The sequence below is a fragment of the Halobaculum sp. MBLA0147 genome (assembly GCF_041361345.1).
In the GTDB taxonomy this organism is placed as follows: Archaea; Halobacteriota; Halobacteria; order Halobacteriales; family Haloferacaceae; genus JAHENP01.
The window spans coordinates 227,549-254,365 of sequence record NZ_JBGKAD010000002.1 but is presented as its reverse complement, the minus strand read 5'-3'; the positions used below and the strand labels follow the sequence as shown (position 1 = coordinate 254,365).

At 68.3% G+C, this 26,817-nt stretch carries 19 protein-coding genes; 4 read left to right on the top strand and 15 right to left on the bottom strand.

The genetic code is table 11. The annotated features are described in order from the left end of the window. Nucleotides 1-283: 283 nt before the first annotated feature. From RYH80_RS15550 to RYH80_RS15540, 3 genes are all read right to left on the bottom strand, one after another. Entirely contained in the window at nucleotides 284-1,573 is a 1,290-nt protein-coding gene (locus tag RYH80_RS15550; protein ID WP_370905128.1) for an orc1/cdc6 family replication initiation protein, read from the bottom strand. A 677-nt stretch (nucleotides 1,574-2,250) separates the two neighbouring features. Beyond that, nucleotides 2,251-3,327 (bottom strand): iron transporter, encoded by a 1,077-nt coding sequence (locus RYH80_RS15545; RefSeq protein ID WP_370904935.1) that lies wholly within the window; start codon nucleotides 3,325-3,327, stop codon nucleotides 2,251-2,253. 116 nt (nucleotides 3,328-3,443) lie between these two features. Then, nucleotides 3,444-4,898: a hypothetical protein gene (locus tag RYH80_RS15540; RefSeq protein ID WP_370904934.1), complete on the bottom strand. Its 1,455-nt coding sequence runs from the start codon at nucleotides 4,896-4,898 to the stop codon at nucleotides 3,444-3,446. A gap of 107 nt (nucleotides 4,899-5,005) precedes the next feature. Between RYH80_RS15540 and RYH80_RS15535 the strand changes: the two genes are divergently transcribed. After that, entirely contained in the window at nucleotides 5,006-6,274 is a 1,269-nt protein-coding gene (locus tag RYH80_RS15535; protein ID WP_370904933.1) for an outer membrane protein assembly factor BamB family protein, read from the top strand. Between the two features lie 114 nt (nucleotides 6,275-6,388). Here the strand turns inward: RYH80_RS15535 and RYH80_RS15530 are convergent, their stop codons facing one another. The 3 genes from RYH80_RS15530 to RYH80_RS15520 form a co-directional block, all read right to left on the bottom strand. Further along, nucleotides 6,389-7,150 carry a class I SAM-dependent methyltransferase gene (locus RYH80_RS15530; RefSeq protein WP_370904932.1) on the bottom strand — a complete coding sequence of 254 codons (762 nt, stop codon included), beginning with the start codon at nucleotides 7,148-7,150 and terminating at the stop codon, nucleotides 6,389-6,391. Nucleotides 7,151-7,289: 139 nt separating this feature from the next. Continuing rightward, on the bottom strand, nucleotides 7,290-8,237 hold the full coding sequence (locus tag RYH80_RS15525) for a mechanosensitive ion channel family protein (protein ID WP_370904931.1): 948 nt from the start codon (nucleotides 8,235-8,237) through the stop codon (nucleotides 7,290-7,292). 248 nt (nucleotides 8,238-8,485) lie between these two features. Then, nucleotides 8,486-10,222 carry a M48 family metallopeptidase gene (locus RYH80_RS15520; RefSeq protein ID WP_370904930.1) on the bottom strand — a complete coding sequence of 579 codons (1,737 nt, stop codon included), beginning with the start codon at nucleotides 10,220-10,222 and terminating at the stop codon, nucleotides 8,486-8,488. A gap of 234 nt (nucleotides 10,223-10,456) precedes the next feature. Between RYH80_RS15520 and RYH80_RS15515 the strand changes: the two genes are divergently transcribed. Further along, entirely contained in the window at nucleotides 10,457-10,891 is a 435-nt protein-coding gene (locus RYH80_RS15515) for a dual specificity protein phosphatase family protein (RefSeq protein WP_370904929.1), read from the top strand. A gap of 355 nt (nucleotides 10,892-11,246) precedes the next feature. On the opposite strand, the gene RYH80_RS15510 is transcribed toward RYH80_RS15515, so the two are convergent. The 5 genes from RYH80_RS15510 to glpK all read right to left on the bottom strand — a co-directional run bounded on the left by RYH80_RS15510 (nucleotide 11,247) and on the right by glpK (nucleotide 17,349). Further along, on the bottom strand, nucleotides 11,247-11,882 hold the full coding sequence (locus RYH80_RS15510; protein ID WP_370904928.1) for a cyclase family protein: 636 nt from the start codon (nucleotides 11,880-11,882) through the stop codon (nucleotides 11,247-11,249). A 21-nt stretch (nucleotides 11,883-11,903) separates the two neighbouring features. Continuing rightward, on the bottom strand, nucleotides 11,904-13,130 hold the full coding sequence (locus RYH80_RS15505; protein ID WP_370904927.1) for a sensor histidine kinase: 1,227 nt from the start codon (nucleotides 13,128-13,130) through the stop codon (nucleotides 11,904-11,906). A 204-nt stretch (nucleotides 13,131-13,334) separates the two neighbouring features. Beyond that, nucleotides 13,335-14,510 (bottom strand): Cdc6/Cdc18 family protein, encoded by a 1,176-nt coding sequence (locus RYH80_RS15500; protein WP_370904926.1) that lies wholly within the window; start codon nucleotides 14,508-14,510, stop codon nucleotides 13,335-13,337. A gap of 175 nt (nucleotides 14,511-14,685) precedes the next feature. Then, nucleotides 14,686-15,813: a DUF7973 family transport facilitator gene (locus RYH80_RS15495; protein ID WP_370904925.1), complete on the bottom strand. Its 1,128-nt coding sequence runs from the start codon at nucleotides 15,811-15,813 to the stop codon at nucleotides 14,686-14,688. A 3-nt stretch (nucleotides 15,814-15,816) separates the two neighbouring features. Continuing rightward, a complete protein-coding gene (gene glpK, locus RYH80_RS15490) occupies nucleotides 15,817-17,349 on the bottom strand; it encodes a glycerol kinase GlpK (protein ID WP_370904924.1) in 1,533 nt (510 codons plus the stop codon). Between the two features lie 428 nt (nucleotides 17,350-17,777). On the opposite strand from glpK, the gene RYH80_RS15485 reads away from it, so the two are divergent. Then, entirely contained in the window at nucleotides 17,778-19,004 is a 1,227-nt protein-coding gene (locus RYH80_RS15485; RefSeq protein ID WP_370904923.1) for an FAD-dependent oxidoreductase, read from the top strand. A gap of 61 nt (nucleotides 19,005-19,065) precedes the next feature. Here the strand turns inward: RYH80_RS15485 and RYH80_RS15480 are convergent, their stop codons facing one another. The 3 genes from RYH80_RS15480 to RYH80_RS15470 all read right to left on the bottom strand — a co-directional run bounded on the left by RYH80_RS15480 (nucleotide 19,066) and on the right by RYH80_RS15470 (nucleotide 23,470). Then, nucleotides 19,066-19,680 carry a DUF7970 domain-containing protein gene (locus RYH80_RS15480; RefSeq protein ID WP_370904922.1) on the bottom strand — a complete coding sequence of 205 codons (615 nt, stop codon included), beginning with the start codon at nucleotides 19,678-19,680 and terminating at the stop codon, nucleotides 19,066-19,068. Further along, nucleotides 19,673-20,551: a ParA family protein gene (locus tag RYH80_RS15475; RefSeq protein WP_370904921.1), complete on the bottom strand. Its 879-nt coding sequence runs from the start codon at nucleotides 20,549-20,551 to the stop codon at nucleotides 19,673-19,675. Before RYH80_RS15475 ends, RYH80_RS15480 begins: the two co-directional genes overlap by 8 nt. 975 nt (nucleotides 20,552-21,526) lie before the next feature. After that, nucleotides 21,527-23,470 carry an ABC transporter ATP-binding protein gene (locus tag RYH80_RS15470; RefSeq protein ID WP_370904920.1) on the bottom strand — a complete coding sequence of 648 codons (1,944 nt, stop codon included), beginning with the start codon at nucleotides 23,468-23,470 and terminating at the stop codon, nucleotides 21,527-21,529. Between the two features lie 269 nt (nucleotides 23,471-23,739). On the opposite strand from RYH80_RS15470, the gene RYH80_RS15465 reads away from it, so the two are divergent. Then, the gene (locus RYH80_RS15465; protein ID WP_370904919.1) at nucleotides 23,740-24,732 is read left to right on the top strand and encodes an aldo/keto reductase; all 993 of its coding nucleotides are present in this window, start codon (nucleotides 23,740-23,742) and stop codon (nucleotides 24,730-24,732) included. A gap of 27 nt (nucleotides 24,733-24,759) precedes the next feature. Here RYH80_RS15465 and RYH80_RS15460 read toward each other — a convergent pair whose 3' ends face one another. Continuing rightward, a complete protein-coding gene (locus RYH80_RS15460; protein ID WP_370904918.1) occupies nucleotides 24,760-26,718 on the bottom strand; it encodes an ATP-binding protein in 1,959 nt (652 codons plus the stop codon). Nucleotides 26,719-26,817: the final 99 nt, after the last annotated feature.

Here is a 26,817-nt window from a genome sequence, read left to right as displayed (position 1 = left end):
CCTCTGAAGCGGTGGGCTTCCACTCGCTACGTGTCACCCCGTCGTTACACTTCGATAACGGGGGGTCCGTGTACGACGATCCCGACGCCCTCGTCCGACTTACACATCGACGACGGGGTGTGTGACGTGCGTCTGACGCTTCGGACACACGGGGACTCTCTCCGGAGGCACCGAGTTTCGACCCGGAACTCGGCACCTCGTCTCGGCCCATCGGGCTACGCCTCCTCGAATTTCCGACCACTTCTCTTCGAACTGGGGAGTCACTTCTCTTCGAACTGGGGAGTCACTTCTCTTCGAACTGCTCGAGTTGCGCGTCGACCACCGACGCGAGGAGGTCCTCGTCTCCGCGGAGGTCTTCGAGCCGCGTGTCCTCGACCACTCGTTCCAGCATCCCCTCTGGGTCGCCGGTGAAACTGAACACCATGTACATCCCACCACCACGACCGCGACTCTCGCGTGTCGTCGAGATCAATCCGTAGGTCGACAACTCTTTCACGTACTTCACGAACGTCTCCCGGGTCATCTGGTCGGCGTCCAACTGATCCGTCAACCACTGGTACACTTGGAACCCGACCGGACTCGGAACGTCCGTCATCGTCTCGCTGGAGTAGTGAGCGACGGCCGCGGTCGCGAACAACGAGATCTTCTTCTGGGTGGTCAGTCCCTCGATCAGCTTCAGCGAGCGGTCCTTGTCGACCTCGTCTTGCGAGTCCCGGACGTGCTCTTCCGTGACGCAGTCGTCGGCACGTTCGTCCGCCAGGTCACCGGCACCACGGAAGAGGTCGATCGCCTTCCGGGCGTCACCGTGGCTCTGCGCCGCGAACGCGGCGACGAGTGGGATCACGTCCCCACTGAGCGCGTCGTCGCGGAACGCGTCGCGCCGGTTCCGGAGGATCTCGCGCAGTTGGTTGGCGTCGTAGTCCGGGAAGTGGATGTCGCGCGGATTGAACGAACTCTCCGTCCGACCGTCTAAGTCCTCCATGAACTTGGGGTCGTTCGTGAGCGCCGCGACCGACACGCCGCCGCCGATCTCGTTCGTGTTGCTCGCACGCGACAACTGGTACAACAGTTTCGAGTACGCGGGCTCCTCCTGGTCTTGCCGGCCGACGAGGAGGTCGATCTCGTCGACGACGAAGATCACCGAGTCGTAGTGCTCGTCGACGAGATCGTACAGCCGGCGGTACTTCCGTCGCGTCGAGACACCCGTCTCCGGGACGCCGGGGTCGACACCCACGTCGTCGGCGACGGTCTTCACCAACTCGTACACCGCCTGATCGAGGGTGTTGATCGGCTGACAGTTGATCTCGACGACGCCGAACTGTTCGCCGCGTGACTCGCACAGCTCGACGATCTGTTCGGTGACCGCGCCGACGATCAGCGACTTCCCGGTCCCGGCGGGGCCGTACAGCAGCATGTTCGGTGGGCGGTTCCCCTGGAGTGCGGGACGGAGGAAGGAGACGACGGACTCGAGTTGGTCGTCGCGGCCGACGATCCGCTCCTCGTTGATTATCGTGTCCGGTTCGACGAGGTCCCGGTCCGCGAAGACGGAGGCAGTCTCGTCGGCGTGGAGCATCTCCTGGATCGACTGTTGGGCGCCGTCCCCCGAACTCGAGCCAGCGGCCACACCGTCCGTCGACTCTCCGTCCTCTCCCACTCCTCCCGACGACACCTCTCCCGACGACACCTCTCCCGACGACACCTCTCCCGACGACACCTCGTTCGCCGTCTGTTCCCGTCCCGCCAACGGCTCTTCACTGCCGAGTTCACCACTCCCCGAACCTGGACTCGCCACGACCTCCTCACCGCCCTCTCGACCCGACGGCAACGACACCTCCTCGTCTCCGTCGTCTTCTCCCGACCGTGTCTCGTCTTCGCCTCCGGCCATACTCCCGGACACTCACCCCTGGTACAAAAACGTTGTACCTCCGTCGAAGTGTATCTCGGTCGAGAGCCAGGCTCACTCGCCTCGACACTAGCAGTCCCGGTGAGGATCGCAGGAACCGGCTCCGATGTATTCGGTCGACGACGAGTGACCGATCACCAGCGACGTGGAACGGGTGACCGATCACCAGCGACGTGGAACGGGTGACCGATCACCAGCGACGTGGAACGGGTGACCGATCACCAGCGACGTGGAACGGGTGACCGATCACCAGCGACGTGGAACGAGTGACCGACCACCAGCGACGTGGAACGAGTGACCGACCACCAGCGACGCGGAACGAGTGACCGTGGACGAGCCCGGGCGTGTCACTCGACGGTCAGCGAGACGTCGGACATCGGACCCGTCACACCGCCGAAGGCGGTCTCGAACCCCTCGTGGCGCGCCGTCTGCGGCTGGACTCTGGGCTGGACCGTCAACTCGTCGCCGGCGGTGACCTCGTCGACGACCGCGCCGTAGTGGTAGTTCAGATCGGGGTCGATCGTCCGGACGAGTTCTCCGTCGAAGACCGACTCGCCGTCACGCGTCAGCGTCCCGCGCAGGGCCATCGCGGGGATCACCATCCGGTTGTACGGTGTCCGTGCGGAGACGGCGAGGTACTGCCCGTCGGCGTCGATCCCGGCGGGGGGACTGTCGAGCACCGTCACGAGGAACACCACGTCGTCACTCGACGCTCGTCCGACAACCCGTCCGGGGAGTGCCGACTCCGTGGGGGCCGTCGACGACGGTAACATCTCCATCTGCATCGGGTCGACGGCACCCCGAGCGCCCGCCCGGTCGCCGAGTCGCTCGAAGCTGATCTCGTCGCGGACGGCCCGCTCGTAGTCGAAGTCGATCGTCGCGGTCGTCGCCGACTCGAACCGCCCGACGAACCCACCGGTCTTCCGGGTTCGGACGCCACCCACGTTCAGTCGCACCTGGTACGTGCCGTCACCCTCCAGACCGAAGTTGGCGCCGTAGTGGAACCCCATCGGCTGCGAGAGCATCGGGTAGATCGTCTCCTGTGAGACGAGCGCGTCGTCCCGGGTGATCTCGACCGTCAGCCCGGTCTCGGGGAGAACCGTCCCCGTCTCGCGGTCCCAGACACTCGCCATCAGGTGGACCTCGTCGCCGTCGTCGATCTCCGTCTTCGACACGTCCGACCCGTTCACGTTCCAGAAGCGGTGGGGGTAGCTGTACATCAGCCCGAACCCCAGACCGCCGGCCCGTGTCACGCCGGCTATCTCCATTCCCTCGACGTGACTCGGGACGTAGACGCCGTCCGGACGGTTCTCGACCACCGGCGGCGTCGTCCGCGCGGGACGGGTCTGGATCAACCCACCACACCCCGCCAGTGCGGCACTCCCCGCCGCGCCGGCGGTCGCGAGGAACCTCCGTCTGTCCATACCCCAGCGAAGTGTTCGACGGGAAAGTCGGTTCCGTTCGGTCCCAGTGGATGGGTCACTCTCTCCGAGCGCAACGACGGAGCCGAGACCCGTCGCCACCCGAGTACTCCCACTCCTCACCCTCCCACGACGGGACGGGAGACGATCCACAGCGAGACTACAGTGTAGGCGATCATCAGGAGAGTCAACGGTACGTGTCCACGCCGAGCGGCTCGCAGCGTCCGGAACCGAGTCACGGCGACGCGGTGTGCGGCGACCACCGCGATCAGGTGACCGACGACGATCAGGACCACCTGTGACCCCCAGAACGCGGGGAGTGGTAGCCACCCGAGCGGGTCGAGGACTCGACCCGCGAGGACGGGGTCCGACGCCACGGCGACGAGTCGTCCGAGGCTGCCGATCACGTACGTGTAGTTGTGCGCCACCTCGTACGCGGCGGCGATGGGGAGCACCGTCGGCGCGAACGCGCGGGCGACAGACACGGTCGCGGTCTCACCGTCTCCCGCACGACCTCCGAGCGACGACACGAGTCGCGTGGTCCCGTAGAACGTCGCGACGAACCCGGCGAGCCCGAGCGCGTACAGGAGAATCCGAACCTCCGGTCCGACGCCGAGTGCGCCGCGAGCGGCCACCGCCAGCGACTGGTACACTCGCGTGTTCGCGAACCCGTCGAAACTGACCGTGTACACCGCCGCCACGACGGTGACCACGGTCGCGGTGTCCGGAGCCGGATCGAGACACCCCCGCCACGGAGACCGCAGTCCGACCACGAGCCCGCCGTCGGCCGTTCGCTCCGTCCGAACTGGTGCGACCCGCCCGAACAGCCGGTAGAGCACCGCGAGGGGATCGGCGCGATCGAACCAGATCGGTCCGACGACGACCGCGCCGCCGAGCACGAACAGCCCGTAGCCGGCGACGACGGCAGCCGTCAACGGCGGGGAGCGCGGGATCACGGTGAGTGTCTCGACGACACCGACGAGGAGAACGACCCCCAGAAGCGCCGGCCAGTGCCCGAGTCGTGTCGTCCACTCGGCGCCGCCGTCGCCGGCGAGCGCTACCTCGCCACCCTCCAGTCGACACAGGCCGTCGTACAGCGTCCGCCACGGAGACAGCGCCGGCCACGGCGACCCGACGAGCACGGACAGTGCGGCGAGTCCACGGAACCACACCGGCCACGTGAACACCGTCGCGAAGTTCGCCGTCGCGACTCGGCGTCCGAAGAACCCACTCGCGAGCACGGCGAGGACCGCGACGAGGAAGAGTCCACGCCCCGCCACGCGACCGAGTCCAGTGATCCGTGGTCCGACCGTTCCGAGTGGCGGCGTCTCGAGTCGAGCCGCGTCGGCGTCGGTGACGCCGAGCCACAGCGCCGTCACCGCCACGGTCGCACCGGCGCCAGCCAACAGCCACGGGAGTGGGAGCGGCGCTGCGAACCGCGACCCGGTCACGTCGTGTGCCGCCGCCGGGGCGACGGCGACCGTACACAGCGCCGCGACGGCGACGGAGACTCCGAGGAGCCGAACCACACACGCCCGAACCGCCCCGTCGCTCCCCGATTCCGACGTTCGCATCGAGCACACTCCGTGACACGACGGTTAAATCGACACGGTTCCACTCCACCGTCCGTCCGCCCGGACGAGACGAGCAGGTACTTACCGACGAGTCGTCTACGACGGCCGTGAACCGACGGACGCTGGTCGCGGTGGTAGCCGTCTGCGGACTCCTCGCGGGGGCCGTCGTCGTCGGTCTCGGCGTGGGCGACGGTGGCCTCGCGGAGCGGTGGATCAGCGATACCCCGCGTGCCAACGAGGTCAACCACCACGCCGTCGGCGTCGGTCCCACGGGAGACGTCGTCGTCGCGCCCGTCGCGGCGGTGCCGAACGGGGACGAGCAGTTGACCGACACCTCCTGTGCACTCGTCAGACTCCGCCCCGAGACAGGCGCCACACAGTGGCGAGCGGGCGTCCCAGCGGGTGACTGTTTCACACACGCGCTCACCGAACCGGCGATCGCGGACGTGGACGGCGACGACACTCGCGAGGTGGTGGTCGCCTCGACGGAGGGAGCGGTGATCGCGCGGTCGGCGACCGACGGCACCGAGGAGTGGCGCGTGGGTGTCGAGCAGTACGGCTACGGGCGACCGACGGTCGCGGACGTGACTGCCGGCCCCGGACTCGAAGTGGTCGCCAGTGACGTGGGCGGTGAAGTCGTCGCGGTCCACGGCAACGGGACGGTCGCGTGGCGGACGAGCGTGGCGGAGGCGGGCGTCGACGGCTCGGCGGTGAGCGTCTGGCGTGCGCCGGTCGTCGCGGATCTGGACGCAGACGACGCGCCGGAGGTGCTGATCGCGACGAACCGTGGCCCGGTGGTCTTCTCCGCCACGGGTAGCGTGGAGTGGACTCGCGAGGGGGCCGCGACGTACGCGGCGGTCGGACAGGCGGACGACGACCCCGCGCTGGAGCTGTTCACGGGTGACACCGGCGGCGTCGTCGCATACGACGGCGCGACGGGTGAGACGCAGTGGGAGCGGTCACTGACGAACGTTCGCGTGCGCGAGACGACCGACGTGGACGGCGACGGCGCGGTGGAACTGTTTGCCGGCCGGCCGGGTGGCGAGGTGCTCGCACTCGACGGCGCAAGCGGCACGACGCAGTGGTCGACGACGGTGTCGACCGCCGACGGCCCGACACCTTCGCCCGTGTCGGGTGACGTGGACGGCGACGACGAGACGGAACTCGTCGCGGTCACCAACGACGGGAGCGTGGCGGTGCTCTCGCCCGAGACCGGCGCCCAACGGGCCGTCTACGAGCGCGCGGTGCCGATCTGGACGTTCTCGACGGTCACGGACACGGACGGCGACGGGCGTGCGGAGGTGCTCGTCCGCTACGGCGACGGGCGCGTGGTCGCGCTGTCGTACGACGGTGACGGTGGGCTCGTGGCGGGGTAGCCAACGTGACTCTACGAAGTGGGATCACCTCGGTCTGAACCTCGGCCGCTTCGCCCAGGCGACCCAGCAGGTGTCGCGGGAACAGGGGACGAGGACGAGAGACTGTGTCGGAACTCACCCCTCTCGTTCCAACTCCCACACCTGCACACTCGCGCCGTCTTCGAGGGGTTCGCCGTCGAACCCGCCGTAGCTCGTCCACGTCTCGAACGGGGACCGACGCGCCAACAGTTCGACCTGCTGTGGGGGCAGGTGGGCGCTGACGTACGACTCCGTCGCGACGACCTCGTCGTCGGTGGACAGCAACTGGCGTTCTCCGCGGTAGGTCTGCGCCACCTCGCTCTCGACGGTGGTCTTCGTCCGGCCACGGAGCGTCTCGCCGTCGTACGTCACCTCCCGGACCGGCTGCCACTCGCCGAACGAGTCGGCGATCACCTCGTACCGTGGGACGAAGGCGTCGAACAGCAACCGGCCACCTGGTTCGAGCAGGTCGTACAGTGCCCGCAGTCCCGTGAGCTGATCCTCCACCGTAGTCAGCGCTGCGAAGGAGTTGTACGGCACGAAGACGAGTTCGTACGTCCGGTCGGCACCGGGCGAGCGAAGGTCCCCCTGCCACACCGAGGGGTCGAGCCCCTCGTCGGCGGCCGTCTCGCGGAGGATGTCCAGCATCGCCGGCGACACGTCGAACCCGTCGGCGTCGACACCCGCCCGCAGCAACTCCAGGTAGAGCCGCCCGGTGCCACAGGCACCCTCCAACACCGGCCCGTCGGCGTCGCGTGCCGCCTCGGTGTAGAACGTCTCGTCACCCACCTCGCGGTCGCGGTGAGTCGCCTCGTAGAACTGTGCGAACGCCTCGGTGTACTGGTCCGCGTCTGTCACGACTCCGACCTGCGAGACCGGTCACAAGAGTGTACCGCACCCGCGGGACGGGACCCCGTGGGTGTGAATCACACCGACCGCGGCCGCGAGCACGAACCTAGCCCAGACCGACTCGTCGCCCCCGCAGTCCCACCGCACGTCACGCCGTCGCGTCCCGTTCGACGACGGTGCGTTGCGGGAACGGGATCGTGATGTCCTCCTCGGCGAAGCGGTCCTGGATCCCCGCGAGGACGGCCGTCTGTGCGCGGTTGATCGCCATCGGCTTCGGCTCGTCGACCCACATCTTGACCGCGAGCGTGATCTGGGAGTCGTCGAAGTCCTTCACCGTCGTCGGCTGGTACCCGTCGATGTTCGTCTCGTCGTCGTCGGTCAACTCCTTCAGCACCTCGTCGCAGACACCCGTGGCGTGGTCGATGTCCGTCTCGTAGGCGACGCCGACCAGCACGTCGTTGCGGTACCGGCCCTTCCCGAGGTTGGTGATGTCCCGCGTGATCACCTCGTCGTTCGGGATGACGTGTGTCTCGCCGCGTGGACTCTCCATCGTCGTGTTGAACAGCGAGATCTGCTCGATCTTCCCGAACCGGCTGTCGATCTTCACCCAGTCGCCGACGCGGAACACGTCCGTGGAGATCAGCGTCAGGCCGGCGAACACCGACGAGAGCGTCTGTCGTGCCGCGAGTGCGACCACGACGCTCGTCACACCGGCGCCCAAGAGCACGTTCGTCAGACTGACACCCCAGACGCCGACGACGACGAGTGCGGTGGCGCCGCCGAACGCCGCGACCTGTGCGGCGCGGTACGCGACCTCCGTCTGATGGGGCGTGAAGACCGCCCGATCTTCGAGTACGATCGACGAGTCGTCGGCGGCCCGGACGACGGCGGTCGCCACCAGCAGTGTCGCGACCGTGTAGACGACGCGCGCGACGATCTCCGCGAGGTCTGTCTCCACGCCGACCACACCCGGAACACCCGTCGTCGAGATCACACTGCCGGCGTACCAACACACCAGACCGGTCGCGACGACCGCGCCAGTCCCGACGATCCGTCGGGTGCTCGGTAGCTCCGTCCGTCCCCTGTCGAGTACCACTGCTCTCTCCTCCGCGTCTCACACGAAAACGGCTTTCGCCGTCGGTGGGTCTCTGCCCGCGGACCGGACAGACCTCGTGACGACACCGCGTCTCGACGTGTGGTGACGACGGGTCTCGACACCGACCGGCACCTCACCCGAACGTCACCGGAGGCCGAGCCATCGGCATTCGCCCTGTCTCACCTGCCCTGTTCCACCTCGCGAGTGTCACCTCCTCGTCTCACCTGCCCTGTTCCACCTCGCGAGTGTCACCCACTTCGCTCCAGCTCGCGGGTCCGCTCGCGGAGCCGCTCGATCCGCTCGCTCGTGTCCGGGTGTGTCCCGAAGAGCCCACGCTGGATCAGACGGCGGGTCCGGTCGAAGAAGCGGTGGTCCTCCCACGCCGGTGGAACCACGGAGAAGGCGGCCGCCGAGCGGAGATCCTCCGCGGCGCGGTGGCCGACCGTCTCGTCGAGCGTCGCGAGTGCACTCGCGAGTGCGGCGGGGTCGCCGGTGATCGCGATCCCCCCGTCGTCCGCCGCGTGCTCTCGGGCTCGGGCGACGACGGCGACACACAGTCGACTCGTCGTCCCGGCGACCAGGGCGAACACGACGAACAGTGGGTTGAGCGTGTACCGCCGGAACACCCGACGTGCAGCGACACGCGGGAACGACAGCGCCGTCAGGACGGCAGTGTCTCGGTTGGCGACGTGTGCCACCTCGTGTGCCAACACCGCGTCCAGCTCTCTCTCGTCGAGCGCCTCGACGAGTCCCGTCGACACGACCACCGTCGCGTCCGACACCCGGTACCCCACCGCGGCCGCGACCGGACTCCGCGTGTCGAGCACCTGCAGGTCGGGCGTCGGGATCGACGCCTGTCCGGCGAGTCGCGTCAGTCGGCGGTCCAGCGTGGCGACGGCGTCCGACCCTTCGCCCGTCCCGACTACCGCCGTCGGTGCCGATCCCTCGGGCGCGTTCCCGTCGTTCCGGTTGGACTCCACAGTCGCCGTCCCGAGTCGCTCTTCGAGGTCGACGAGGACGGAACTCTCGATCAACTCGGACCGCAGGTCACCGGCGACGTGTGCCGTGGTGGCGACGACGGCGAGGACGGCTGCCGTCGGTCTGTACAGTCTGGTCGGATCGCCACGACGGGCGGCGAGCCACAGCGTCGCGACTCCCCCGACGAGGACGGCGACGACGGCGACCGGGCCGACGACACCGACTCGCCGGTAGGAGGCACGTAGCGGCTCCGTCCCGACGGCGACGACGCGGCGACCGAACCCGATCCACTCCGCCGCGGTCGTTCGGAGCTCCGACGCCCCCGCCGCCACCCGAGCACCGGCCCCTCGCAGGCGCTCGCGCGTCCCGACGGCGACCCACTGCGGGAGGACGACGACCACGCCGACGAGCGTCCGGAGTCGACCCCCACTCGTGTCGGCAGCCGCGAGCAGCGAGCCGACGGCTCCGTACCCACTCTCCGGTGGCGACTCGTCCGCGTCTTCGCGCCACGGGTACGCCTCCGAGTCTGTCTGTGCCTCGAGGTCCGTCTCGAAGCCCGCTCGACTCGCCATGTATCCCATCGCCGGGTAGAAGGAGGCGATCAACAACAGTCCCGACAGCACCTGTGCCCACCGTGGCACACCGAACTGTTGGAACCCGTACCAGACGACCCACACCGAGGCGCCGAACAGCGAGACGTAGGCGTACGCGAGTAGTCGCGGAGCGAACGCGAATCCCTCGTCGGCACGCTCTGCCGTCCGGTGGACTGCGCCGACGACCCAGAGGAGACCGCCACAGCCGACCGCCGCTCCGACGAGCGCGGCGGTCGGGTCGGCGCCGAGAACACCGAGTGCGCCGCCGCCGACACGCAGCACGGCGTAGGCGACGACGCCGATCAGCGTCGCCTCCGCCGCGACGAGCGCGACGCCGAGGAGCGCGACCACGAGTGTGGCGACGACCACACGCACCCACAGTCCGTACCGCCGTCGGCTGGACAGTTCGGACACAGACTCCAGTGGTGTAGCGATCAGTATATCCGTTCGGGTCGTGTCTCACACTCGGAGACGACGCGAGTCGCGTCTCACACTCGGAGACGACGCGAGTCGTGTTCCGCGATCGAAGACGGCGAGCGTCGTGTACGGACGACACCTCGCCGCGACCGGCGGTCGTCGCCGGTGTGACCGCAGAGACGTGTCGCCGCGACCGAAGAGATTTGTCGGTTCGGGAACTCGACGCGAGACGTGACTCCGATCCGAGACGAGCTGTACGTGGGCGACATCCAGCACGCGGCACGTCACGAGAACTACGAGCGTGCCGGGATCGACACGGTGCTCTCGCTGGCGCACGCGGACCCCGATCGCCCGTACCCGGAGTCGGTTCGCGTCGAGCGTGTCCCGCTCCTCGACGGTCCACAGAACGATCTGGCCGACACTCGCCACGCGGTCGAGACACTCCGCGATCGACTGACGGCGGGCGAGACGGTGTTCGTCCACTGTTCGGCGGGGGCGTCTCGCTCGGTGGGTGTTGCCGCCGCCGGACTCGCACTCCGGGAGGGGACGGAGACGACGGTGCGTGACGCGCTCGACGAGATCGCCGATCGCCACCCGCAGAGTCACCCACACCCGGCGATCGTCGACCACGTCGAGCGGGCCGTCGCGGACCTCCGCTCCGAGTGACCGCTCTGCCGGGGTGGAGCACCCTCGCCACGCCGTCCGTTCACGGCACTCGTCCGACGGCACACGTCGTCCACACGCCGTCCGTTCACGGCACTCGCCCGACGGCACACGTCGTCCACACGCCGTCCGTTCACGGCACTCGCCCGACGGCACACGGCGTCCACACGCCGTCCGTTCACGGCACTCGCCCGACGGCACACGGCGTCCACACGCCGTCCGTTCACGGCACTCGCCCGACGGCACACGTCGTCCACACGCCGTCCGTTCACGGCACTCGCCCGACGGCACACGGCGTCCACACGTCGTCCGTTCACGGCACTCGCCCGACGGCACACGGCGTCCACACGTCGTCCGTTCACGGCACTCGCCCGACGGCACGGACCGGGGCACCGTCACCCCCGAGCGCGAGCGGTTGCGCGGACAGACGGAACCGATCTGGCACGCTCTCCAGCCCGGTGAGGTTCTCGATCACGAGCAGCCCGGCGCCCAACACGGTCTCGTGGACCGGCACCCCGTCCGGCTCGTCGGGGCCGGCGGCCGGACTCGGCGTCGGGTCGGGGTTGAGTGTGTCCGTCGCCACAGCGAGTCCGCGCTCGACACACACCTCGGCGGCGGCGGGCGAGACGGACGGGTGGTCGCGGTAGGCGTCGGTTCCCCAGTGGTCGTCCCAGCCGGTGTGGAACACGACACAGTCGAGCGCGTCGTCGGTCGGGACGCGGTCCGGTGGAATCGCCGCTCGCGCACCCAGGTCGCGGCAGTCGACGACGGCGGCGTCGAACACGAACGCGGACGGCTCGTACTCGTCCAGTGTCCGTCCGTCGGCGACGACGTGTGCCGGTGCGTCGACGTGTGTCCCGGTGTGACTCCCGAGTTCGACGGTCCGGACCGCGTAGCCGTCCTCGTCGACAGTCGCCGCCGAGGTGACGGCGACCGGCGGATCGCCGGGGAACGTCTGCATCCCCGACTCGATCGGGTGTGTCAGATCCCACATACCGACGCGGGCGAGACGCAGCTACTTCGAGGTGTCGTCCCCACCGACGACGGCGGCTCCGTCAGGGCCGACGGCGGCTCCCGCCGCGTTCCTGCTCGACTGCGGGGCGTCCGCACCGTTGGTTCCTCGCTCGGACTCTGTCTCTCCGTCCGCCCGAGCAAGCGGTAGGCGGACGGTGACGACGGCACCCCGATCTGCCTTGTTCTCGATCTGCAGCCGCCCGTCGGCGTCGTCGACGATCCACCGCACCACCCACAGTCCGAGTCCGTCGCTGTGGTGGAGGTCCGTCTCCGTCCCGCGCTCGAACACGGTCCGTTCCTGTTCCGGGAACCCGGGCCCGTCGTCGACAACCGAGAGATCCACCGTCTGGTTCGCCTCGTCGACCTCGACCGTCACGTCCACCCGCGGCTCGTCGGCGTCGTTGTGTTCCACCGCGTTCTCGACGACGTTCTCGACGGCCGCCTGGAGATGTCCGGCCGACTCGACGTAGGCAGCCTCCGGTGTCGTCACCGTCAGCGTCGCCGCCGGGTGCTCGCGCTGCGTCTCCGCGACGACAGCGCGAACGGTGTCGACGAGGTTCACCGTCGCCCGCGGCCCCGGCGCACCTCTGGTCAACGACTCGATGTGGTGGACGTTCTCGCTGATCTCGAGAATCTTCCGACTGTGGCGTCTGACCCGATCCAGGGGCTCTCTCGGCACCTCCTCGTCCGGGAGCTGTGCGACACTCCCCAAGACGACGTTCATGTGGTTGCGCACGTCGTGACGCAACACCCGATTCAGCACCGAGAGGCGCTGTCTGTGTCGCTCGACTGCCGTCTCGCGGCGTTCGAGCCGCTTCCGCTCTGCGCGACTCACGGCGTAGAGGTGGCCGGCGGCGAGACCGACCACCGCACCGCCGAGTGCGAGTTCGACGAGGAACACGTCTGCGTTGCGGATCGACGCGCCGACGGCTCGTTGCTGGAGGACGATCACGAGTCCCGGGACGACGAGCACCGCGGCCCCGAGGAGGCCGCCGGTGCCGGCGTACTCCAACAGGTGACCCCAGTGCTCGTGGTCGCGTGCCTCCCAGAGGTAGCCGACGAACACGGTGCCCACGACCAGTGGGAAGCCCAACGCGACGGTGACACCCCAGTGTGGGGTGTCGGGCGCCAACCCGACCGTGGCAGCGACCGCCGGCCACCCGAGACCGGCCACTGCCAAGCCGACGAGTACGGCCCCCCCGAGCGCTCGGCCGACCGGGTCTCTCACGTTAGGAGCGGTGTTCAGAGAGAATTTAACAGCAACGAAACGCTCTGGCTGGAAATAGATGTGTCTCTACCACACACAGTAGGGCGCAGTCCTGGGGATCCGGCGGTCGAAAATCAATTCGAGTCGGAATCGCCCGTGTGTCGCTGGCGTCTCACGCCGCTCGTGTCCGTTCCGTCTCACACCTGTCTCGTGGTGCGGACAGACTCACCGTCGCCGGTCGTACAGTCGTCGGAACAGCGTCGGTGCGAAGCGGAGTTCGACGCGACTCGGTGGGCGCCCGCTACTCGTCGCGTCGGGCGCTCGCACGCGCTCGACGACGCCGAGTTCCGCGAGTTCGTACAGGAACCGTTCGACGGTGTTCTCCGAGAGGTCGACGAGCGGGTGGCCGGTCACCGCCGTCGTCGTCCGACTCACGGAACACCGTTCGTCGGCCGACAGGTCGGTGAGCGCCCGCACGACTCGCCGTTTGTTCGTCGGGAGCGCGAACAGCCGCGACACGGAGACACTCGGCCGTGGAACGGCGTCGAGGGCGTCGTCCACGTCCCTCGGCGTGATCTGGAGGTCGTCTCTCTCGACCGCTCGGTCGGCGGCGACGAACAGCGCCGCGAGCGCGTCGTGAGCGTCACCGTCTGCCCACTCGGCGATCCGTCGCGCGGCCTCGTGGGGCAGCCCCCGCCGCGTCAGTCCCGTCGCGGCTCGCGTCGTCAACACGTCGACCAGCACTTGGGTGTCGTACGGGTCGAACGCGACCGTCGACCCGGTGTACGCCGACAGCAGCGTCTCCGCCGGTGGCGTGCGCCCGACGGCGAGCCAACTCGTGTTACTCGGCAGCTCCGCGACCAACTCGACGAGACTCTCGGCGTCGAGACTCCCCGCCTCCCCGACGTGGTCGACGGCGACCACCGCACCGGTGTCGGTACCGCGTAGCGCCGACACGATCCGGTCGTGGACCTCCGCCGTCCCGACGCCGTGTTCCGGGACCGACTCGGCGACGAGCCCGTCCAGGACGCTCCGGAAGAAGGCGAACTCGCTGGTCGCCGTCCGACCGTCGACGGTGACGAACTGTAACTGGCGACGTGGCTCGGCGCGGGTGGTCGTGTACATCACCGACCGCCCGGCACCGGGTTGTGCCGCCAACTGCTCGAACAGCGCGGTGACGACCGCCGACTTCCCCGTTCCGGCCGGCCCGTGGACGTAGCCGTTCGGTGGGAGTCGATCTTCGAAGACGGGGTCGAGGTGGTCGAGGAGTCGCTCGACGACGGGCCCACGGTTCGACGGCTCGCCGACGTGGACCAACGGCGACAGCGCTTCCCAGTCTCTGACGAGGTCCGGCCCCGCAGTGTCTCGCCGTCGCCGTTCGACTCGATCTCGTAGGTTCACGAACCTCCCCCTCCGCGTGTGTCTCGTGGTTGCGTGTCGGTCGTAAAGAGTCCGTCACTCTCTGTCGCGTGCCGTCGCGGGCGGGCGCCTCGCCTCCACGTACCGTCTCCCCTCGACCGGAGGCCGAACCGCGCACCACCCGACACGCCGAGTGGTCGCACGGAGCCGCACCCCCTCACAGAGCGAGGTACCCCGCGGTGGAGAGGACGTTCAACAGCGACAGGACGCCGACGATCAGCATCACGATGGCGATCGCCATCGCCGGTGGGTCGACGTGTGTCCCCGAGTGCGAGTAGAACACTCGCTGGGTGACCTCGCCGATCAACCCGCTGATCGCCCCGAACAACCCCGCGACGAGTGCGATCAGCGGCGTACTCGCGACGAGTGTGTCCGCGACGACGGCCCCGACCGACCCCATCAGCGTGATGTGGTGTGTGACCGGGATCTTCTCGACGCCCAACTGGAGGAACAGCAGGCTCATCGCCGAGATGGCGTAGCCGAGGAAGATACTCCCGGTCTTCAGCCAGATGAACCCGGCCAGCACGCCGCCGACGACACCGATGACGGTGACACCGGACCACTCGTACTGGTGTGGCAGCCAGGGCTCCGTCGCCGGCCGCGAGACGTTCACGCCGCCGTCGGTGAGTGTCTTCGTGTCACCACGTTCGAACGGTGACATGTCGAGCAGTCCGTCGCCCGCCGGCCGTCCGATCACCGGGTAGTCGAACACGACGCGCGCGATCACGGCCGTCAACACGACCGAGAGGGCGATCCCGTCCGTCGGGACGCCCAAGCCACCGCTGACGCGTGCGATCACCATTCCGAGCAGTCCGAACACCGCGCCGACGGCGAGGATGTCCGGCTTCGTACCGAAGGCGTAGGTGATGTCCTTCCCGAAGTGGTACTCGCCGTCCGCCGCGCCCATCTCCGGGTACTTCTTCCCGGCATACGCCGAGGCGGCGACCCCACCCGCGAAGGCGATGTGTGGTCCCGTGATCGGGCCGAACCCGATCACACCCGTGAGCCCGGTCGCGATCTCGCCGCTGGTGACTGCCAACTCGGTGCCGATCTCTCGCTGGAGGATCGCGATCCCCTCGCCGAGGAACACGAGGAACCCGGTGAAGATGAACGCCGGCAGTGCGCCGATGGCGGCACCGAACGCGCCACCCGCCAGCGCCGTGATCGCCAGCAGGAGGAACTCCTCGAGTCCGACACCGACGATCGGTAGCTGTGGGAGGACCGGGAGTGCGCCGATCCCGGCGACCTGTGTGGCGACGACGGCCTGCGTGAGTCCGGTCGCCATCTGTCAGTCCTCCTGTGCCCAGTCCAGCGAGCGTTCCACGGCGTCGCCCCACCGGTCGTACATCGCGTCGGCCTGCGACGGATCCATCTCCGGCGTGAACGTCTCGTCGATCTGCCAGTTCGAGCGCAGCGAGTCGAGATCCTCCCAGTAGCCGACGGCGAGTCCGGCCGCGTACGCCGAGCCGAGCGCGGTCGTCTCGTCGACCTCCGGGCGTGCGATCTCCGTCTGGATCACGTCTGCCTGGAGGCCACAGAGGAAGTCGTTCTTCACCGCACCGCCGTCGACCCGCAGCGAGGTGGTCTCGACGCCGGAGTCGGCCTCCATCGCCTCCGCGATGTCGCGCGTCTGGTAGGCGATCGACTCCAGCGTCGCCCGGACGATGTGTTCCTTCTTCGTCCCGCGTGTCATCCCGACGATGGTCCCGCGGGCACGACCGTCCCAGTGTGGCGCGCCGAGTCCGGTGAACGCCGGCACCATGTACACGCCCTCCGTCGAGTCGACGGCGCTGGCGAGTTCGGCCGTCTGGGCGGCGTTGTTGATGAGGTCTACGTCCTCCAAGAACTCGATGGCTGCCCCCGTGACGAAGATCGACCCCTCCAGCGCGTAGTGGACCGGCTCGCCGGACAACTGGAACCCGATCGTCGTGAGCAGTCCGTTGTCGGAGGCGACGGCCTCCTCGCCGGTGTTCATCAGGTAGAACGACCCGGTGCCGTAGGTGTTCTTCGCGTCACCCGCGTCGAAGCAGGTCTGCCCGAACAGCGCCGCCTGCTGGTCACCCAGCGCCCCGGCCACCGGCACCTCGGCGCCGAGGAACCCGTCCGGGTCCGTCGAGCCGTACGTCGCCTCGTCGGAGGAGGGCCGCACCTCCGGGAGCATCTCGTGTGGCACGTCGAACTCCGCCAGCAGGTCGTCGTCCCACTCCATCGCCTCGATGTCGTACAGCATCGTCCGCGAGGCGTTGGTCACGTCCGTGACGTGGTTCCCGGTGAGGTTGTAGATCAACCACGCGTCGATCGTCCCCATCAACAACTCGCCGTCACGAGCTCGGTCGCGGAGGTCTCGCGAGCGCGAACTCTGCATCTTCAACGGCTCCGCGTTGTCGAGGATCCACTCCGTCTTGGTCGCCGAGAAGTACGCGTCCGCCTCCAGCCCCGTCTTCTCGCGGATCTCCTCGACCTTGCCGTCCGCTTCGAGTTCCTCCACCCGGTCCGTCGTCCGCCGGTCCTGCCAGACGAGGGCGTTGTGGACCGGCTTCCCGGTCTCGCGGTCCCACACGATGGTTGTCTCGCGCTGGTTCGTGATCCCCAGTGCCGCCAGCTGATCGGCGTCGAGGTTCGCGTCTGCCAGTCCGTCCTGGACGACGGTCTGCGTGTTCTCCCAGATCTCGATCGGGTCGTGCTCGACCCACCCGGGCTCGGGGTAGATCTGCTCGTGTCTCTCGTAGGCGTTCGTGACCACCTGTCCGTCGTGATCGAACACCATGAACCGTGTTCCGGTGGTCCCCTGGTCGATCGCACCCACGTAGCTGTCCGTCATCGGCCGCCTCCGTGTGTCGTGTTGTTCACTGTCAGTGGCACTCCATCAGTAAACATCATGTACCATCATTATAAGTGTTACCACTGCGTTGGAATCCCAGGATACAGGCAGTCTACAAGGTGTATAGTGGTGTTACGGGTGTGGACAGCCTCCCCGAGTGACCGTCGAGACGCTCGTCCGTGTGCCGTGTCACCCGTGCTCGTGTGACACGCCACCGACGACGGACGGTCGCCCGGTGTCGTCGGTCCGACACGGCAACGGCGTCTGGGAATACGCCACGTGACTAGCTCTCGACGCGGATCTCTCCAGCCGACCGACATCTGTCGAACGAGCGCCACCGGACGCACCACGAGACAGTCCGAGAGATTCGTTACGAGCGCTTCGGGCCCGGCGGTCAAGTGAAGTGTGTGGAGAGTGACGTGTGACGCATGGGACTGGATACGACCGTCTTGATCGTCGGTGGTGGTGCGACGGGTGTGGGCCTCGCACGCGACCTCGCGTTGCGCGGTGTCGACGTGACACTCGTCGAGCGTGAGGGTCTCTCGGGTGGGACGACCGGCCGCTCGCACGGCCTGTTACACAGCGGCGCCCGGTACGCCGAGGGCGACCCGGTCGGCGCGGAGGAGTGTATCCGCGAGTCGCGCGTCGTCCGCGACATCGCCGGCGACTGTGTCCGCGACACGGGTGGACTGTTCCTCCAACTGGAGGACGATTCGGACGCCTACTTCGCGGAGAAGCGCGACGCCTGCGCGTCTGTGGGTATCCCGACGGAGGAGCTGACTCCCGACGAGATCCGCGAGCGCGTCCCGGACGTGACGGACGACGTGGTCCGCGGGATGGCGGTCCCGGACGGCGTGATCTACCCCTCTCGACTCGTGGCGGCCAACGCCGCCGACGCGGAGGCCAACGGCGCGACGGTCCACACGAACGCGCCCGTCGAGGCCGTCACCGTCTCCGACGGCGCGATCGACGACGTGTCGGTCGGTGGCGACGCCGACACGACAGTGGATCCGGAGTACGTCGTCAACGCGACGGGTGCGTGGGCCGGCGAACTGGCCGCGATGGCGGGCGTGCAGGTGGGGATGGCACCCGCGCGAGGCGTGATGGTCTCCGTCGACTACGACGGCCCGCACCCGGTGTTGAACCGGTGTCGCGACCCCGACGACGGCGACATCGTCGTCCCGCACGTCGGCGAGACGGTGCTCGGCACGACCAGCGTGCCCGTCGACGATCCGGAGGAGTACGAGCGGGCCGACTGGGAGGTCGAACGGTCCGTCGAGGAGTGTGCGGCGATGTTGCCACCGGTCGCGGACGCCGACGTGGTCCGGACGTGGTGGGGTGTCCGCCCGCTGTACGAACCCGACGAGTCGAGCGAGGACCGGCGCGGGATCTCGCGCGGGTTCTTCACGTTGGATCACGCGGAGGACGGCGTCGAGAACTTCGCCAGCGTCGTCGGCGGGAAGCTGACGACCTACCGGCAGATGGCCGAGGCGACTGCCGACTTGGTGTGTGATCGGCTGGGTGTCGACGCAGCCTGTGAGACCGCCGACCAGCGCCTGCCGGGCGCTGACAACCCCGAGCGACTCGACGAGTTCGTGGCGCGGTACGACGGACAGGGCCCGACCGACGAGGACGTGGTCGGCGCGCCGGTCTGACTTGTCGGAGGACGTGGTCGGCGCGCCCGTCTGACCGATCCGAGTCGGACCGTCCGATCGACTACTCCCCTTCGCGACGGTTGGCGAGGAACTGCTCGGTCACCTCGTCCGCGTGTCGCTGGACGACTTGGAACGCCGCCTCGTGCAGTTCCCGCTTGGTGTCGTCGCGCACGCCGTGCTCGCGGAGCTGTCGCCGCACCTCGAAGTCGAGGAAGTCCTCGAGGTCCGACCACGTCTCTGCCCTCGGGTACACCGCACGTTGGTCGCTCTCCGCGAACGGGAACGCCGGCTCCGAGAGGCCGGCACCACTGCGCTCCGACTCGCCGTCGTCGGTCTCGGCGTCGTCTCCCGAGACACCCTCGGACCCAGTACGGCTCTGGCCGAGTTCGTCTGTCTCCTCCGATCTGCCACTCGCGGTGTCGTCTCCACTCGTCTCAGAATCTTCGGACTCGGTTCCGGTCGTGTCTGCGATGTCGGTGTCACCCGCGGACGCCGCGGACGCCGCGGACGCCCGTGACCCTGTCCCGTCGTCCGTCTGCCCGCTCGCGGCTGCTGCCCCTCCCGTCGTGGGGTCGTCTCCCTCCGCCTCCTCGGTCTCCTCGGTCTCCTCGGCCTCTCCGTCCGTCTCTCCGTCGTCGCCCAGCGTCTCGTCCAAGTCACCGAACGGGTCACTCATCGCGGACCACCTCCCCGCGCTCGACGATGGCGGCCAACTCCTCGTAACACGCGAGCTGGTCGCAGGTGTCGTCGTAGTCCCTGACGGGCATCCCCTCTCGGATCGCGTTGTCGATGGCGGCGCGGTGTCGAATCCCGGGCTTCGGGAGCGGCTCGTCCCACTGTCCGTCGTCGACCGCGTCGAAGAACTCGGGGTCGACGTACGCGAAGTTCGGCACACGCGGCCGGATGTTCTCGGACCGCACCAGCGGCTCGATCAACTTCCGTGTCGAGCGATCCTGGTCGATCCGGTCCGAGAGATCCGTCGGTGCGACGGCGAGAATCTCCAACTCGAAGTGATCGCGGGCGGGCTGGATCAGCCGCTCGATAGTCTTGTCGAGTCCCGAGAGCGCCCCGGAGTCTGGCCGCAGGGGGAGGATCATGTTCTGTGCTGCGTATAGCGCGTTGTCGTTTAACTTCCCCCGCGCGGCCGGGCAGTCGATCACGACGTAGTCGTACCTCTCGCCCAGGAGTGGGTCTACGACGTTGTTCTTCAGCCGTGCGGTTCCCATCATCACTCCGCCGAGGTCGTCCTCGACGGACTCGATCTCGTCGTTGCTCGGCAGGACGTCGATCCCGTACTCCGTCGACCGGATCAGGTCGGTCGCCTCGTGTGTCTCCTCGATCAGTACGTCCCCGAGGTGCGTGTCCGCGCCGAACGCGTCGTCGAGTCCGAGACTCGTCGTCGCGTGCCCGTTCGGATCGAGGTCGATCAGCAGTGTCTCGTGGCCGCGGTGGGCCAGCTCCCGTGCCGTGTTGGTCGCGGTCGTCGACTTACCGATGCCGCCTTTCAGGAGTGTGACGGCGACGGCGCGTGGCTCTCGTGTGCTCATGGGTCTCTCCGGTCCCCGACTCCCGCCCGCCGGTGTCGGCTCCCCCACGGACCGGGTGACTCGGATACTGCAGGTGGCTCAGGTGAACCAGTTGCCTCGACTGGCTCACCTGCACTCGCTGAACCACCTGAGGTACCTGAGGTAGCTGACTCCGGTGAGGCAGGTGAGTCGGGTCGTTCCGTGTCTGTCCGTGGGGCCGACTGTGGCTTATGTCTACTGCTCGTGTCTGACGGTCGTCGGACGCGTGTGGGAGAATCGGAAGAAGAGGTCCTGGCACGACTGGATTCGACACGGAGGGGTACAGACTCAGGTGCCTGATCGAACTCAGGTGAATCAGGCAAGTCATGTGCCGTACGTAGAACAAGTAACGCAGGTGATCGAGACCACCGGTCTGACCCGAGGGACGACGTGGCCGACGGATACGGTGTCGGCAGCTCGACTGGGAGTGTGAGTGGGTCGGCTGGGTCCGAGGACAAGGTAACTGAGGTAGCTAAACTCACTGAGGTAGACCAGGTACCCGTCTCGGTCGAACTGGTCCGGCCGACCGGGGGACACGAGCCACCAGAGGTATGGGGGTACGGAGAGTGTTCGTACGGCCGATCGACACGAGCGAGTATCCGACCGCGTCTGGACTCCCCGCTCACGCCGGAGTGGCTGGAATCCTCACCTACGCCGGACGACCCACCTAGCTCACCTCCGTCACCTGAGGCAACTGAGCCACCTCAGACGCTTCGTAACACTGTGGTCTCGGGGTGATCGTGCCACACGCGCTCGCCTCGACACCGACGACTCTCACGGCCAGTCTGGTCTGCCGCGCCGTCTGGGGTCTCCCTCGGGGTACTCGGCTCCTCGGCCGGCTGATTCACCTAGCGTACTCAAGCTAGCGTAGGTAGCTCAGCCACCTGAGGTAGCCGAGCCGATCAGGGTATCGGGACGATCAACGACTCGGGCGCCCACCACCAGAGACGCCGCGTCTCAGTCGGAGCCGAGGACGGACGCCTCGCCGGCCTGTGCGTCCCACAACTCGGCGTACTCGCCGGAGGCGGCGACGAGGGCCTCGTGGGTGCCGGACTCGACGATCTCGCCGTCGTCCATCACGACCACGCGGTCGGCGTCGTCGATGGTCGAGAGCCGGTGTGCGATGACGAACGCCGTCCGGTCCTCGATCAACCGGTCGACACTCGCCTGGATCTGTTCCTCCGTCTTCGTGTCCACGTCGCTGGTCGCCTCGTCGAAGACGATGATCGCCGGATCGTTCAACAGTGCCCGGGCGATGGCGAGCCGCTGGCGCTGCCCACCCGACAGCTTCACGCCGCGTTCGCCGATCTGCGTGTCGTACCCCTCCGGGAGTTCCGAGACGAACTCGTGGGCGACCGCCGCCTCCGCCGCCTCGACGACCCGCTCGCGTGCCTCGTTGGCGGACAACCCGTCCCCATCGGGACCGACCCCCTCGGCGTCCACGTCGCTCTCGGCGGCCAACACCGCGTCGTCGCCGTACGCGACGTTCTCGGCGACGGTCCCCGAGAAGAGGTACGGGTTCTGCTCGATCACCGCGATCTCGCTGCGGAGCGCCTGCAGGTCGTACTCGCGCACGTCCACGCCGTCGACGGTGACCCGCCCCTCGTCGACGTCGTGGAACCGCGGCACGAGGTTGACCAGTGTCGACTTGCCCGCGCCGGTCTCGCCGACGAGTCCGACCGTCTGGCCCGGCTCTACGTCCAGCGAGACGTCGTCCAACACCGTCTCGCGCTCCGTGTAGCCGAAGGTCACGTCCTCGAACGAGACGGCCCCGTCGACGTGTTCGGGGACGTGTGGGTTCTCGGGGTTCGTCAACGCCGGTTCGCGCCCGAGCAGGCCGAACACCCGTTCCGCACTCGACTTCGCCTGTTGGTACTTGTTCGCGGAGCGGCCGATCCGTCGCATCGGGGAGTAGAGGCGCCGCAGGTAGAGGAAGAAGGCGGCGAACGCACCCGTCGAGACGAGCGCCGCCTCGCCGCCGCCGGTGGCGATGATCGACCGCCCGCCGAGGAACAACACGACGACGAACACGATTCCGGTGACGAGTCGGAGCCCGGCGAAGAACGCGCGTCTGATCCGGAGTGCGCCGACCTGCTCGTCGTGGTACGCCTCGCTCTGCTCGGCGACGCGGCCGTGCTCGAACGCGTACCGGTCGAACGCCTTCACGACGGCGACGCCGCCGAGGTTGTTCTCCAGCCGCGAGTTGAGCCGGGCGACCGTCTCGCGGATGGACTTGTACCGCGGCTCGATCGCGCGTAGGAAGCCGGCGCTGGCGATCCCGACCAGCGGCACCGGAGCGAGCGCCACCAGCGCCAGCGTCGGGGAGTAGTACCACAACACGGCGGCGATCCCACCGACCGTGGCGACGACGCGGACCGCCTGCCGGAACTCCGTGTTGAGGAACTGTTCGAGGCGGTTCACGTCGCTGTTGAGGATAGACATCATCCCGCCGGTCTGGTGGTCGGCGTAGAAGTCCATCGAGAGCCGTTGGAGGTGATCGTACGAGTCGTTCCGCAGGTCCCGTTGGACTTTCTGTGCGGACGACTGCAGGAGATACCGGGAGCCGAACCGCGTGATCGACCTGATCAGGTACGCCAGGATGGCGATCACGACGAGCCGTTCGAGCAGTGCCAGCCGCGCCGCGCGCCCGGCGATGGTGCCGCCCGGCAGGATTCCGGCGTCGGTGAGCAGCCCGGGCTGTCCGGACTGGAGGACGATCCGGTCGATGGCCGTCGCGACCACCACCGGCGGCACCAGCCGCGAGAGTCGCGTCAACACGGCCGCGAAGATTCCGACCGCGAGACGGGGCCAGTAGCGGGTCGCGTACCGCAACAGACGCACCATCGGGTGGCCGTCGACGTTCTGTCTGATCTCCTCGAACCCACCGTGGTCGCCGCTCACGACGCGTCCCTCCGTTCTCCGCCGTCGCGCACTCGTACCCCGTGTGCCGACTCGCCGTCGACGCACAGGTGATCTCGTACAGAGACAGTCACGTAGACCCGTTCTCTGCCGGCGACCGGGATACCCCTTGCGGAGGCCACGTCCGACTGCCGGCTCCGGCGGTCGGACGTGGGCTGTCGAGACGGGTCCGAGGCTGCCGAGCACCCACACCCTCGCACGCGACCGCCGGTGTCCACAGCGTTTTGCCGCCCGCGCCGCAGTCGGACCGTATGGAGACACGACCACTCGGGCAGACGGGGATCGACGCGACCGTGATCGGCCTCGGGACGTGGAACGTCGGCCCAGTCTGGGAGGACGCGAGCGACGAGCGGGTCCGGGAGGCGATCCGGACGGCCCTCGACGAGGGAGTCACCTTCCTCGACACGGCCGAGGTGTACGGCGACGGACGGGCGGAACGGCTGATCGGCGACGTGCTCGCCGAGCGGCCGGACGGCGACGAGATCGACGTGGTGACGAAGGCGAAACCCGATCCCGACGGCGGTCACTCGGAGTCTGGACTCCGGGCGTCCGTCGAGGGGTCACTCGACAGACTCGGCGTCGACTGTCTCGACCTCGTCCAACTCCACTGTCCCGACACGGCGGCGTACTACGATCCCGACGTGTTCGACGTGTTGGAGACGCTGGAGGCGGAGGGGAAGATCGCGAGCGCGGGTGTCAGCGTCGAGTTGATCGAACAGGCACAGAAGGCGATCGAGTACGACGTGGTGGAGTCCGTCCAGATTATCTTCAACCCGCTGCGACTCCGGCCACGCGAGCGGTTCTTCGAGGCGGCGAGCGCACGCGACGTGGGCGTGATCGTCCGCGTGCCGCTGGCCTCCGGGCTGCTCGCGGACGCCTTCGACGCGGAGACGACCTTCGAGGAGAGTGACCACCGTCACGCGGCCATCCACGAGGGTGTCGCGGCTGGCGTCGGCACGAAGGGAGGCGAGACGTTCGCGGGGGTCCCGTTCGAGGCGGGGCTGGCGGCCGTCGACGCACTCCGCCCGCACGTCCCCGAGGGACAGACGATGGCGCAGTTCACACTCCGGTGGATTCTCGACCACGACGCCGTGACGACGGTGATCCCCGGATCGACCACACCCGAGCACGTCGCCGAGAACGCGGCCGCGGCCGAGTTGTCGCCGTTGTCACACCAGACCCACGGTGCCGTCCGCGACGTGTACGACGAGTACGTCCGCGAACACGTCCACCACCGCTGGTGAGGTCGACCCCAGACGCTCCGCCGAGAGTCACTCGTCCGCGGCGGTCTCGACGCCCGCGAACACGAACTCTGCGCCGTCGGCTGGACTCTCCGTCACCTCGACCGTCCAGCCGTGGGCGGCGGCGATCTCGCTCACGATCCCGAGCCCGTAGCCGGTGCCGTCCGGCTCCGTCGAGTAGCCGGACTCCAGCACCTGCTCGCGGTCCGCCGGTGGGATTCCGGGGCCGTCGTCGCCGACGGTGAACCCGTCGTCGGTCGTCCGCACGGTGACGGTCACGTCCTCCCCGCCGTGTTGGACCGCGTTCCGCAGGAGGTTCTCGACCAACTGGCGGAGTCGCGTCTCGTCGGCACGGATCGTCGCCGTCCCCTCGACCCGCAGCGTCGCGTCGGCCGTCGCAACCTGGTCCCAACTCTCTCGAACGACCGTCTCCAGCGACTGCGGCGCGGGGTCGTCGCGCAACTCCCCACTCCGGGCCAGTGTCAGGAGCTCGTCGATCATCGTCTCCATCCGCTCGACGGAGCGGCGACACCGTTCGAGGTGTTCGGGGTCGTCACTCGTCGCCACCAGTTCCAGCGACCCGTCGAGGACGTTCAGTGGGTTCCGGAGGTCGTGGCTGACGATGGAGGCGAACTCCTCGAGGCGGTCGTTCTGTGCGGCCAACTCCTCGCGACGGCGTTCGCGCTGGAGTTCGTAGCTGGCCCACTGACTGAGTAGGTCGACGAACGTCACCTCCCAGTCGGAGAACTGGCCGTCGCGCGGCTCCGTGTCGAAGAAACAGAAGGTGCCGTACACCTCGTCGCCGAGGAACACCGGTGCACCGAGGTAGCAGGTGATCCCCCACCCCGTGTAGCCGGCTCGGTCCGCCTGCTCGGGTGCGTCGCGCAACACGTCACCCAGCGCCAACGACTCCTCGTCGGCCGCGACGATCTCGCAGTTCGTCGCCGCGGTCGGTGCCACGTCCCCCTCGGCGACGCTCCCGTCGCCGGAACTCACCACCTCGAAGACGTACTCCTCGCCGTCGATGTGCGACAGCGTCGCGTTGGTCATGTCCAACTCGCGACGCCCCAACTCCAGGAGGGTCCGCACCTGTTCGCGGAACGACTTCTCGCGATCCGCGATCACGTCGTGGATCTCTCGCAGCACCGTCTCGCGGTGGGCGAGTGCCTCTCGCGTGCGTCGCTCCTCCGTACAGTCGCGGAAGTAGACGGACAGTCCCGACGGCGAGGGGTACGCTCGCACGTCGAACCACGTGTCGAGCGGGGCGTAGTACTCCTCGAAGGAGACGGACTCGCCGGTGGTCACAGCCTCCTCGTAGCGGTCGTAGAACGGGGTCTCCTCGGCGTCGGGCATGACCGCCCAGAAGTCGAGGCCGACGACGCTCTCGTCGGGGTCGCGCCCGGTCGCGGTCGCGATCACCTCGCGAGCGGTGGTGTTGGCGTACACCACCCGCCAGTCCTCGTCCAACGCGAGGAACCCGTCCGTCATCCGGTCGAGGATCTCGCCCGAGTCGGGGTCGTCGTCGGTCCCGACCGGCCGACTCGTCACGACGTAGCCGCCGAGGTCGTCGCGGCGACGCCCACTCGACCGCGTCGCGAGCGCAACCCAGGAGTCGTCGGCCGCTCGCACCCGGACCGTCGCCTCGTTCGGTTCACTCGCAGCTCCGGACTGCGAGATGTCACCCGTCGGGGGTCGATCGCCGTCGGCCGATTCGGTGGCGTCGTCGAGCGGCTCGGTCCCGCCGTCGGCTCGCGAGTCGTCACTCTGGGAGTCTTCACCTCGTTCGAACAGCCCTGCGGCCCGACTCGCGTCCTCGGGGTGGAGGAACTCGCCGACGTGTGCACCCTCGAGACGCTCGGGGCCGTAGCCGAGCACAGGCTCGCTCGCCGGGTTCTGGTACTGGACGACGCCGTCCGCGTCCACCACCGTCACGAGGTCCACGCTCTCTGCCAGGACGGCGCGACCCACGTCGGAGGGCTCTGTCGTCACACACCCCTGTACGCACAGGTGACTGATAAAGACCCGACCAGGGGTCGGTGTCGGTCCCGGCTCCAGAGTGACCGCCACCGTCGGGGCCGGTCGTCGGCC